At 60.5% G+C, this 13,067-nt stretch carries 1 pseudogene; it reads left to right on the top strand.

The features are described from left to right. Positions 1-226: 226 nt before the first annotated feature. A pseudogene (locus RA302_RS09220) lies at positions 227-13,018 on the top strand (amino acid adenylation domain-containing protein); the annotation flags it as partial. Positions 13,019-13,067: the final 49 nt, after the last annotated feature.

Raw genomic sequence — 13,067 nt, forward strand, 5'->3', positions numbered from 1 at the left:
GATGATGTCCACTCCTCGACAGCTGTAACAATGGTTCGGTGTGTCCGATCAACTACTGGGGTTATACCGGGACGTCGAACTCGATTTGCCCAGGTCAAGGGTAGAACCTCGGAAGTGATCGGATTCCCGCGAATACCGATCGAACTGCAGTACCAAAGCGAAGGTGAAATGTCTTGACGCAGCACGAGCTCCTCCATCACGCCGTTCGAGCGCAGGTCGTGGCCGCATGAGCGCCGATGGTGTGACGCCGGATACCTCTGGTACTCGCAAGAGTCGACGGGAGCGGCCCGCCCGCACTCGCCGAGCGAGGACATTGTTGCTGCCCCAGTTGCTGGCGGCGGCCGTCGAGTTGGATCCTTCGAGGGACGCGTTGCGATTCGAGGGGCACTCACTTTCCTACGCCGAATTGGATGCGCGGTCGTCTCGCCTGGCTCGTATGTTGATTGCCGGCGGTGTAGGTCCGGAGGACAGGGTTGCCGTGTCCATCCCGCGGTCAATCGAATCAGTGCTGGCAGTGTGGGCAGTCGCGAAGACCGGTGCAGCTTTTGTGCCGGTGGATCCGAACTATCCGTCTGACCGTGTTGCGTACATGATCGAGGATTCGGGTGTCTCGATCGGCTTGACCGTCGGCGAATTAGGTATTGATTTGCCATCGTCTGTGAGGTGGATCGCGATCGATTCTCTCGAGACGACGCAGGCATCGGAAGCGATGTCCGGCGAACCGGTGGCGTATTCGGACCGTGTTCGCACTCTGCGAGTCGAACACCCTGCATACGTTATCTACACCTCAGGGTCGACTGGACGTCCGAAAGGTGTTGTTGTCACGCACGCAGGCCTGGGCAATTTGCTGAGTGAACAGGCTGAGCGACTTGGTGCCACAGCCCACTCGAGGGTTCTGCACTTCGCCACCCCCAGCTTCGATACTTCGCTCTTCGAGCTGTTGCTTACCATCGGTTCCGGCGCGACGATGGTTATCGTTCCGACGACGGTTTACGGTGGTGACGAGCTCGCGGAACTATTGAAAACCGAACGCGTCACGCATGTGGTGGGAACCCCGTCAATGTTGGCATCTGTCGATCCCTCGGGGTTGGATTCCATCGTCACCGCTGTAGTCGGTGGCGAGGTATGCCCACCTGAGCTTGTTGCACGGTGGGGACGGGACAGGGCCTTCTACAACGGATACGGCCCAACCGAGACGACTATTGTCACCAACATCAGCCCGAAACTGGCACCAGGTGACCGCGTGACAATTGGTGGACCTGTTCGCGGGGCCTCCGCCCTGGTTCTGGACTCACGGTTACAGCCAGTCCCAGTCGGGTCGACAGGTGAGCTGTATCTTGCCGGGCCTCAGGTTGCGCGCGGATATCACAATCTGGCGGGAATGACTGCCGACCGTTTCATCGCGAATCCGTTTGGAGCGCAGGGCGAACGAATGTACCGCAGTGGTGACCTCGTACGCTGGGTCATCGCAGATGGGGGTGCACGGGACCTCGAATACGTCGGGCGATCCGACTCCCAAGTGAAGATCCGAGGCTTCCGGGTCGAGCTCGGAGAGATCGACGCAGTTCTTGCATCCCATCGCGCGGTCGACTTCGTTGCAACCCTCGGTCGCAAGCTCGACAATGGGGAGCAGGCTCTGGTGGCATACGTGCTGCCACGGGCGGGAGCTGAGGTAGACATCACGGAAATGCTCGACGTCTGCAGACAAGAATTGCCTAGGCATATGGTGCCTGCCTCTGTCGTTCTCATCAGTGAAATTCCGTTGACACCCGTGGGCAAGTTGGATGCTTCCGCGTTGCCGGAGCCGCATTTCGAGTCTCGTCCATTCCGTGCTCCTTCCACTGAGGATGAAATCCAGATCGCCACGGTGTTTGGTGAACTGCTCGGGCTGGAGCAGGTCGGAGCGGATGACGATTTCTTCGAGCTTGGAGGCAATTCGCTTGTCGCAGCGAAGTTGGCAGCACGGTTGAGTGCTGTCTTCGACGTGCGGGTACAAGTCAAGACGTTGTTCGAGTCTTCGACCGTGTCGTCGCTTGCCTCTGCGCTCGCAGCTTCCACTGGGCGTGCTCGTGTGGCGTTGACTGCTCGGGTGCGTCCGGAGCGGGTGCCGTTGTCGTTGGCGCAGCAGCGGATGTGGTTTTTGTCGCGGTTTGATGCTGTGTCGGGTGTGAACAATATTCCGATTGTGTTGCGTTTGTCTGGTGTGGTGGATGTGGCGGCTCTGCAGGCTGCTGTGTCGGATGTTGTTGCGCGGCATGAGATTTTGCGGACGGTGTATCCGGAGTTCGAGGGGGGCGGGTTCCAGCAGGTTCTTCCGGTGGGTGGGTTCGCTGTGGATATTTCTGCGGTGCCGGCCGATGAGGCTGATTTGTTGGGTGTGTTGGCGCCGGTGGTGACTGAGGGGTTCGATGTCACTTCTGAGGTGCCGTTGCGGGTTCGTTTGTTCCAGACGGGTTCGTCGGAGTTTGTGTTGGCGTTGGTGGTTCACCATATTGCTGCTGATGGTGTGTCGATGGGGCCGTTGGTGCGTGATGTGTCGATGGCGTATGTGGCGCGTGCGGGTGGACAGGTCCCGGGGTGGGCGCCGTTGGCGGTGCAGTATGCGGATTACGCGTTGTGGCAGCGTGAGGTGTTGGGGTGCGAGGGTGATCCGTCGTCGTTGATGTCTGAGCAGTTGGGGTATTGGACGTCGGTGTTGGCGGGGTTGCCGGAGCGGATCGAGTTGCCGGCGGATCGTTCGCGGCCGTTGGTTGCGTCCAATCGTGGTGCTAGTTACCAGTTCTCGGTTGATGTGCGGTTGCATCGGGCGCTCGAGCAGTTGGCGCTTGATCGTGGTGTGTCGTTGTTCATGGTGGTGCATGCGGCGTTGGCGGTGGTGTTGGCGCGGTTGAGTGGTAGTGATGACGTTGTGGTGGGCTCGCCGATCGCTGGGCGGGGTGAGCCGGAGCTTGATGATTTGATCGGGATGTTCGTCAATACGTTGGTGTTGCGGACGGAGGTGGATTCTTCGGAGTCGTTCTCGGAGTTGTTGGGTCGGGTTCGTGAGGTCGATCTGGGGGCGTTCGGCAACGAGGATGTTCCGTTCGAGCGGTTGGTGGAGGTGCTTGATCCGGCGCGGTCGCAGGCTCATCATCCGTTGTTCCAGGTTGCGTTGTTCTTCCAGAACATGGCGCAGAGTGTCTTGGAATTGCCGGGGCTGTCGATTGCCGGTTTCGACGCGGGTGTGGAGATCGCGAAGTTCGATCTGCAGTTGACGGTGTCACCGTTGGAGGAGGACGGCGTCGGTGTGGGGATGCCGATGTCGTTGACGTATGCGACGGATTTGTTCGACGAGTCGACGGTTGTCTCGTTTGCGGAGCGGTTGGTTCGGGTTCTGGAAGCGATGGTGGCGGAGCCTGATTCGGTTGTCGGGGATGTGGAGTTGCTCGGCGAGGACGAGCGTTCGCAGGTGTTGGTGGCGGTCAATGACACTGTTCACGAGTTGACTGTTGGTGCTTTGTTGCTCGACGGGTTTGTTGCGCAGGTGGCGGCGTCTCCGGATGCGGTGGCGGTGGTGTTCGAGGGGCAGTCTCTGTCGTATGCGGAGTTCGATGCTCGGGTGAATCGCCTTGCGCGGTATTTGGTTTCGGTGGGTGTGGGGCCGGAGTCGTTGGTGGCGTTGGCGATGCGTCGGTCGGTTGATCTTGTTGTGGGTATGTATGCGGTGGTTGCTGCGGGTGGGGCGTATGTGCCGTTGGATCCGGATCATCCGGTCGAGCGCAATGGTCATATTCTCGGTACTGCGGCGCCGGTGTGTGTGTTGTCCACTGCTGGTGACGGTGTGGTGTTGCCGGGTGAGTTCGATGTGGTGTTGATTGACGAGTTGGATGTGTCCGGGTTCTCGGATGCGCCTGTGTTGGATGTGGATCGGGTTGCGCCGCTGCGTGGTTCGAATGCTGCGTATGTGATTTTCACGTCGGGGTCGACGGGGAAGCCGAAGGGTGTGGCGGTTTCGCATGAGGCGATCGTCAATCAGATGGCGTGGATGCAGGGTCAGTATGTTCTGACTGGGTCGGATGTGTATTTGCAGAAGACTGCGACGACGTTCGATGTGTCGTTGTGGGGGTTCTTCTTGCCGTTGGCGGTGGGTGCTCGGTTGGTGGTGGCCACGCATGACGGTCATCGGGATCCGGGGTATTTGGCGTCGGTGATCGCTGATCAGGGTGTGACGGTGACGGACTTCGTGCCGACGATGTTGTCGGTGTTCGCGGGTGCTGTGTCTGCGGAGTTGTTGGGTTCGTTGCGTGATGTGTTCGTCATCGGTGAGGCGTTGCCGGCGCAGGCGGTGCGTGATTTCGGTGTGGTGTCGGGTGCGCGGGTTCACAACTTGTATGGTCCGACCGAGGCTGCGGTGTCGATCACGTTCGCGGATGTGACGGGCGCCGTCGATGGTGGTGTGGTCTCTATTGGTGTGCCGCAGTGGAATTCGCAGGTTTTCGTGTTGGATTCGCGGTTGCGTCCGGTGCCGGTGGGTGTTGCGGGTGAGTTGTATTTGTCGGGTGTGCAGTTGGCTCGTGGGTATGTTTCTCGTCCGGATTTGTCGGCGGATCGGTTCGTGGCGAATCCGTTCGGTGGGGTGGGTTCGCGGATGTATCGCACGGGGGACTTGGTGCGGTGGGGTGTGTCGGGTGAGCTCGAGTACATCGGTCGTACCGATTTTCAGGTGAAGTTCCGTGGTCAGCGGATCGAGTTGGGGGAGATCGAGTCGGCGTTGGTGGCTGATGTGTCGGTGTCTGTGTCGTCGGTGGCTGTGGTGTCGACGGTGACCGGTGATCAGTTGGTGGGGTATGTGGTGCCGGCGTCGGGTGCGGTGGTTGATACTGCGGCACTGGTGGATTCGTTGGGTGCGGTGTTGCCGTCGTATATGGTGCCGTCGCAGATCATGGTGTTGGATGCGTTTCCGCTCAATGCTTCGGGGAAGTTGGATCGGAAGTTGTTGCCGGAGCCGGTGTTCGAGGCCGCGGTGTTCAGGGCTCCGGTGACGGCGGTGGAGGAGATCGTTGCGTCGGTGTTCGCCGAGGTGTTGGGTGTCGAGCGCGTCGGTCTCGATGACGATTTCTTTGCGCTTGGTGGTAATTCGTTGATTGCGACTCGGGTGGCGGCTCGGTTGGGGCAGGCGCTCGATGCGCAGGTTCCGGTGCGGGTGTTGTTCGAGGCGTCGTCGGTGGAGTTGTTGGCTGCGCGGGTGGAGTCGGAGATCGGTTCGGGTGCTCGGGCGGCGTTGACTGCTCGGGTGCGTCCGGAGCGGGTGCCGTTGTCGTTGGCGCAGCAGCGGATGTGGTTCTTGAACCGTTTCGATACGTTGTCGTCGGCGAACAATATTCCGGTGGCGATTCGGTTGTCGGGGTTGTTGGATGCGGCGGCTCTGCAGGCTGCTGTGTCGGATGTTGTTGCGCGGCATGAGATTTTGCGGACGGTGTATCCGGAGGTCGACGGTGTCGGGTTCCAGGAGGTGTTGTCTGCTGATCGGGTGCGGTTGGATGTGTCGCCGGTGGTGGTGTCGGAGTCCGATGTCGTTGGTGCGGTGACGGAGTTCTTGTCGGCCGGTTTCGATGTGGCGGTGGAGGTTCCGGTTCGGGCGCGGTTGTTCGCGGTGTCGGAGTCGGAGTTCGTGTTGGCGTTGGTGGTTCATCACATCAGTGGTGATGGTGTGTCGATGGGGCCGTTGACGCGTGATGTGATGGTGGCGTACGAGGCTCGTTCTCGGGGTGAGGTTCCGGGGTGGGCGCCGCTCGAGGTGCAGTATGCGGATTACGCGTTGTGGCAGCGGGAGACTCTTGGTTCGGAAGATGATCCGTCGTCGTTGATTTCGCGTCAGGTCGGGTTCTGGGAGTCGGCGTTGGCGGGGTTGCCGGATCAGTTGGATTTGCCGGCTGATCGTCCGCGGCCTGTGGTGGCGTCCAATCGTGGGGCGAGTCATTCGTTCGTGGTGGGTGCGGATGTGCATGCTGGTTTGAATGATGTTGCTCGTGAGTCGAATTCGTCGTTGTTCATGGTGGTGCATGCGGCGTTGGCGGTGTTGTTGTCGCGGTTGTCGGGGACGTCCGATATTGCGATCGGTACTCCGGTGGCGGGTCGTGGTGAGCAGGTTCTCGATGATTTGATCGGGATGTTCGTCAATACGTTGGTGTTGCGGACGGAGGTGGATTCTTCGGAGAGCTTCGTCGATCTGCTCGCAGGTGTGCGGGAGGCTGATCTTCAGGCGTTTGCGCATGCGGATGTTCCGTTCGAGCGGTTGGTGGAGGTGCTCAATCCGGCGCGGTCGCAGGCTCGGAGTCCGTTGTTCCAGGTGATGTTGGCGTTCCAGAACATGGAGCAGTCGGCGTTGCAGTTGGGTGATCTGCGGGTTGCGGGTGTCGATGCCACTGCGGTGGCGGCGAAGTTCGATCTGCAGCTGACGGTGGTGGAGCAGTTCGAGGAATCTGGTGCTCCGGCGGGGATGGCGGCGTCGTTGACGTATGCGACGGATTTGTTCGACGAGTCGACGGTTGTCTCGTTTGCGGAGCGGTTGGTTCGGGTTCTGGAAGCGATGGTGGCGGAGCCTGATTCGGTTGTCGGGGACGTGGAGTTGCTCGGCGAGGACGAGCGTTCGCAGGTGTTGGTGGCGGTCAATGACACTGTTCACGAGTTGACTGTTGGTGCTTTGTTGCTCGACGGGTTTGTTGCGCAGGTGGCGGCGTCTCCGGATGCGGTGGCGGTGGTGTTCGAGGGGCAGTCTCTGTCGTATGCGGAGTTCGGGTCTCGGGTGAATCGCCTTGCGCGGTATTTGGTTTCGGTGGGTGTGGGGCCGGAGTCGTTGGTGGCGTTGGCGATGCGTCGGTCGGTTGATCTTGTTGTGGGTATGTATGCGGTGGTTGCTGCGGGTGGGGCGTATGTGCCGTTGGATCCGGATCAGCCTGCGGAGCGCAATGGTCATATTCTCGGGACTGCGGCGCCGGTGTGTGTGTTGTCCACTGCTGGTGACGGTGTGGTGTTGCCGGGTGAGTTCGATGTGGTGTTGATTGACGAGTTGGATGTGTCCGGGTTCTCGGATGCGCCTGTGTTGGATGTGGATCGGGTTGCGCCGCTGCGTGGTTCGAATGCTGCGTATGTGATTTTCACGTCGGGGTCGACGGGTCGGCCGAAGGGTGTGGCGGTCAGTCATCGCAGTGTGGTCAATCAGGTGTCGTGGTTGGCGGAGCGTTATGCGGTGTCGGGTTCTGATGTGGTGTTGTTCAAGACTCCGGTGACGTTCGATGTGTCGGTGTGGGAGTTGTTTGTTCCGTTGGCGGTGGGTGCTCGGTTGGTGGTGGCCACGCATGACGGTCATCGGGATCCGGGGTATTTGGCGTCGGTGGTGGCGGCGGAGTCGGTGTCGATGGTTTCGTTTGTGCCGTCGATGTTGGAGGTGTTCGTCGATCAGGTTGTCGACACGTCGGAGGCGACGATTTCGCGTCTCGGTGGTGCTGGGTTGGGTTCGTTGCGGGTGATTTTCGCGGCGGGTGAGGCGTTGCCGGCGTCGGTGGTGGGTCGGGTGTTGTCGGTGTTGCCGTCGGTTGAGGTTCATAATTTGTATGGTCCGACGGAGTTCACGGTGCATGCGACGGCGGCGGGTCCGCTCGATGGTGTGGGTGTGGTGGTGCCGATGGGTGCTCCGGTGTGGAATTCGTCGGTGTTGGTGTTGGATTCGCGGTTGCGTCCGGTGCCGGTGGGTGTTGCGGGTGAGTTGTATTTGTCGGGTGTGCAGGTCGCTCGTGGGTATTTCGGGCGGGTGGATTTGTCGGCGGAGCGGTTTGTGGCGAATCCGTTCGGTGGGGTGGGTTCGCGGATGTATCGCACGGGGGATGTGGTGCGGTGGATCGGTGTGTCGGGTGAGCTCGAGTATGTCGGTCGTAGTGATTTTCAGGTGAAGTTGCGTGGTCAGCGGATCGAGTTGGGGGAGATCGAGTCTGCGGTTCGGGATCAGGTGGGTGTGGGTTCTGTGGTGGTGGTGGTGTGGCGTGATCAGTTGGTTGCGTATGTCACTGCTGCGGTGGGGTCTTCGGTTGATGTTGATGTGGTGAAGGTGGGTGTGGGGGAGCGGTTGGCGTCGTATATGGTGCCGTCGCAGTTTGTGGTGTTGGATGCGTTTCCGCTCAATGCTTCGGGGAAGTTGGATCGGAAGTTGTTGCCGGAGCCGGTGTTCGAGGCCGCGGTGTTCAGGGCTCCGGTGACGGCGGCGGAGGAGATCGTTGCGTCGGTGTTCGCCGAGGTGTTGGGTGTCGAGCGCGTCGGTCTCGATGACGATTTCTTTGCGCTTGGTGGTAATTCGTTGATTGCGACTCGGGTGGCGGCTCGGTTGGGGCAGGCGCTCGATGCGCAGGTTCCGGTGCGGGTGTTGTTCGAGGCGTCGTCGGTGGAGTTGTTGGCTGCGCGGGTGGAGTCGGAGATCGGTTCGGGTGCTCGGGCGGCGTTGACTGCTCGGGTGCGTCCGGAGCGGGTGCCGTTGTCGTTGGCGCAGCAGCGGATGTGGTTTTTGTCGCGGTTTGATGCTGTGTCGGGTGTGAACAATATTCCGATTGTGTTGCGTTTGTCTGGTGTGGTGGATGTGGCGGCTCTGCAGGCTGCTGTGTCGGATGTTGTTGCGCGGCATGAGATTTTGCGGACGGTGTATCCGGAGTTCGAGGGGGGCGGGTTCCAGCAGGTTCTTCCGGTGGGTGGGTTCGCTGTGGATATTTCTGCGGTGCCGGCCGATGAGGCTGATTTGTTGGGTGTGTTGGCGCCGGTGGTGACTGAGGGGTTCGATGTCACTTCTGAGGTGCCGTTGCGGGTTCGTTTGTTCCAGACGGGTTCGTCGGAGTTTGTGTTGGCGTTGGTGGTTCACCATATTGCTGCTGATGGTGTGTCGATGGGGCCGTTGGTGCGTGATGTGTCGATGGCGTATGTGGCGCGTGCGGGTGGACAGGTCCCGGGGTGGGCGCCGTTGGCGGTGCAGTATGCGGATTACGCGTTGTGGCAGCGTGAGGTGTTGGGGTGCGAGGGTGATCCGTCGTCGTTGATGTCTGAGCAGTTGGGGTATTGGACGTCGGTGTTGGCGGGGTTGCCGGAGCGGATCGAGTTGCCGGCGGATCGTTCGCGGCCGTTGGTTGCGTCCAATCGTGGTGCTAGTTACCAGTTCTCGGTTGATGTGCGGTTGCATCGGGCGCTCGAGCAGTTGGCGCTTGATCGTGGTGTGTCGTTGTTCATGGTGGTGCATGCGGCGTTGGCGGTGGTGTTGGCGCGGTTGAGTGGTAGTGATGACGTTGTGGTGGGCTCGCCGATCGCTGGGCGGGGTGAGCCGGAGCTTGATGATTTGATCGGGATGTTCGTCAATACGTTGGTGTTGCGGACGGAGGTGGATTCTTCGGAGTCGTTCTCGGAGTTGTTGGGTCGGGTTCGTGAGGTCGATCTGGGGGCGTTCGGCAACGAGGATGTTCCGTTCGAGCGGTTGGTGGAGGTGCTTGATCCGGCGCGGTCGCAGGCTCATCATCCGTTGTTCCAGGTTGCGTTGTTCTTCCAGAACATGGCGCAGAGTGTCTTGGAATTGCCGGGGCTGTCGATTGCCGGTTTCGACGCGGGTGTGGAGATCGCGAAGTTCGATCTGCAGTTGACGGTGTCACCGTTGGAGGAGGACGGCGTCGGTGTGGGGATGCCGATGTCGTTGACGTATGCGACGGATTTGTTCGACGAGTCGACGGTTGTCTCGTTTGCGGAGCGGTTGGTTCGGGTTCTGGAAGCGATGGTGGCGGAGCCTGATTCGGTTGTCGGGGATGTGGAGTTGCTCGGCGAGGACGAGCGTTCGCAGGTGTTGGTGGCGGTCAATGACACTGTTCACGAGTTGACTGTTGGTGCTTTGTTGCTCGACGGGTTTGTTGCGCAGGTGGCGGCGTCTCCGGATGCGGTGGCGGTGGTGTTCGAGGGGCAGTCTCTGTCGTATGCGGAGTTCGATGCTCGGGTGAATCGCCTTGCGCGGTATTTGGTTTCGGTGGGTGTGGGGCCGGAGTCGTTGGTGGCGTTGGCGATGCGTCGGTCGGTTGATCTTGTTGTGGGTATGTATGCGGTGGTTGCTGCGGGTGGGGCGTATGTGCCGTTGGATCCGGATCATCCGGTCGAGCGCAATGGTCATATTCTCGGTACTGCGGCGCCGGTGTGTGTGTTGTCCACTGCTGGTGACGGTGTGGTGTTGCCGGGTGAGTTCGATGTGGTGTTGATTGACGAGTTGGATGTGTCCGGGTTCTCGGATGCGCCTGTGTTGGATGTGGATCGGGTTGCGCCGCTGCGTGGTTCGAATGCTGCGTATGTGATTTTCACGTCGGGGTCGACGGGGAAGCCGAAGGGTGTGGCGGTTTCGCATGAGGCGATCGTCAATCAGATGGCGTGGATGCAGGGTCAGTATGTTCTGACTGGGTCGGATGTGTATTTGCAGAAGACTGCGACGACGTTCGATGTGTCGTTGTGGGGGTTCTTCTTGCCGTTGGCGGTGGGTGCTCGGTTGGTGGTGGCCACGCATGACGGTCATCGGGATCCGGGGTATTTGGCGTCGGTGATCGCTGATCAGGGTGTGACGGTGACGGACTTCGTGCCGACGATGTTGTCGGTGTTCGCGGGTGCTGTGTCTGCGGAGTTGTTGGGTTCGTTGCGTGATGTGTTCGTCATCGGTGAGGCGTTGCCGGCGCAGGCGGTGCGTGATTTCGGTGTGGTGTCGGGTGCGCGGGTTCACAACTTGTATGGTCCGACCGAGGCTGCGGTGTCGATCACGTTCGCGGATGTGACGGGCGCCGTCGATGGTGGTGTGGTCTCTATTGGTGTGCCGCAGTGGAATTCGCAGGTTTTCGTGTTGGATTCGCGGTTGCGTCCGGTGCCGGTGGGTGTTGCGGGTGAGTTGTATTTGTCGGGTGTGCAGTTGGCTCGTGGGTATGTTTCTCGTCCGGATTTGTCGGCGGATCGGTTCGTGGCGAATCCGTTCGGTGGGGTGGGTTCGCGGATGTATCGCACGGGGGACTTGGTGCGGTGGGGTGTGTCGGGTGAGCTCGAGTACATCGGTCGTACCGATTTTCAGGTGAAGTTCCGTGGTCAGCGGATCGAGTTGGGGGAGATCGAGTCGGCGTTGGTGGCTGATGTGTCGGTGTCTGTGTCGTCGGTGGCTGTGGTGTCGACGGTGACCGGTGATCAGTTGGTGGGGTATGTGGTGCCGGCGTCGGGTGCGGTGGTTGATACTGCGGCACTGGTGGATTCGTTGGGTGCGGTGTTGCCGTCGTATATGGTGCCGTCGCAGATCATGGTGTTGGATGCGTTTCCGCTCAATGCTTCGGGGAAGTTGGATCGGAAGTTGTTGCCGGAGCCGGTGTTCGAGGCCGCGGTGTTCAGGGCTCCGGTGACGGCGGTGGAGGAGATCGTTGCGTCGGTGTTCGCCGAGGTGTTGGGTGTCGAGCGCGTCGGTCTCGATGACGATTTCTTTGCGCTTGGTGGTAATTCGTTGATTGCGACTCGGGTGGCGGCTCGGTTGGGGCAGGCGCTCGATGCGCAGGTTCCGGTGCGGGTGTTGTTCGAGGCGTCGTCGGTGGAGTTGTTGGCTGCGCGGGTGGAGTCGGAGATCGGTTCGGGTGCTCGGGCGGCGTTGACTGCTCGGGTGCGTCCGGAGCGGGTGCCGTTGTCGTTGGCGCAGCAGCGGATGTGGTTCTTGAACCGTTTCGATACGTTGTCGTCGGCGAACAATATTCCGGTGGCGATTCGGTTGTCGGGGTTGTTGGATGCGGCGGCTCTGCAGGCTGCTGTGTCGGATGTTGTTGCGCGGCATGAGATTTTGCGGACGGTGTATCCGGAGGTCGACGGTGTCGGGTTCCAGGAGGTGTTGTCTGCTGATCGGGTGCGGTTGGATGTGTCGCCGGTGGTGGTGTCGGAGTCCGATGTCGTTGGTGCGGTGACGGAGTTCTTGTCGGCCGGTTTCGATGTGGCGGTGGAGGTTCCGGTTCGGGCGCGGTTGTTCGCGGTGTCGGAGTCGGAGTTCGTGTTGGCGTTGGTGGTTCATCACATCAGTGGTGATGGTGTGTCGATGGGGCCGTTGACGCGTGATGTGATGGTGGCGTACGAGGCTCGTTCTCGGGGTGAGGTTCCGGGGTGGGCGCCGCTCGAGGTGCAGTATGCGGATTACGCGTTGTGGCAGCGGGAGACTCTTGGTTCGGAAGATGATCCGTCGTCGTTGATTTCGCGTCAGGTCGGGTTCTGGGAGTCGGCGTTGGCGGGGTTGCCGGATCAGTTGGATTTGCCGGCTGATCGTCCGCGGCCTGTGGTGGCGTCCAATCGTGGGGCGAGTCATTCGTTCGTGGTGGGTGCGGATGTGCATGCTGGTTTGAATGATGTTGCTCGTGAGTCGAATTCGTCGTTGTTCATGGTGGTGCATGCGGCGTTGGCGGTGTTGTTGTCGCGGTTGTCGGGGACGTCCGATATTGCGATCGGTACTCCGGTGGCGGGTCGTGGTGAGCAGGTTCTCGATGATTTGATCGGGATGTTCGTCAATACGTTGGTGTTGCGGACGGAGGTGGATTCTTCGGAGAGCTTCGTCGATCTGCTCGCAGGTGTGCGGGAGGCTGATCTTCAGGCGTTTGCGCATGCGGATGTTCCGTTCGAGCGGTTGGTGGAGGTGCTCAATCCGGCGCGGTCGCAGGCTCGGAGTCCGTTGTTCCAGGTGATGTTGGCGTTCCAGAACATGGAGCAGTCGGCGTTGCAGTTGGGTGATCTGCGGGTTGCGGGTGTCGATGCCACTGCGGTGGCGGCGAAGTTCGATCTGCAGCTGACGGTGGTGGAGCAGTTCGAGGAATCTGGTGCTCCGGCGGGGATGGCGGCGTCGTTGACGTATGCGACGGATTTGTTCGACGAGTCGACGGTTGTCTCGTTTGCGGAGCGGTTGGTTCGGGTTCTGGAAGCGATGGTGGCGGAGCCTGATTCGGTTGTCGGGGACGTGGAGTTGCTCGGCGAGGACGAGCGTTCGCAGGTGTTGGTGGCGGTCAATGACACTGTTCACGAGTTGACTG

This window comes from Rhodococcus sp. DN22, assembly GCF_036669995.1.
GTDB classification, from domain to species: domain Bacteria; phylum Actinomycetota; class Actinomycetes; order Mycobacteriales; family Mycobacteriaceae; genus Rhodococcus_F; species Rhodococcus_F erythropolis.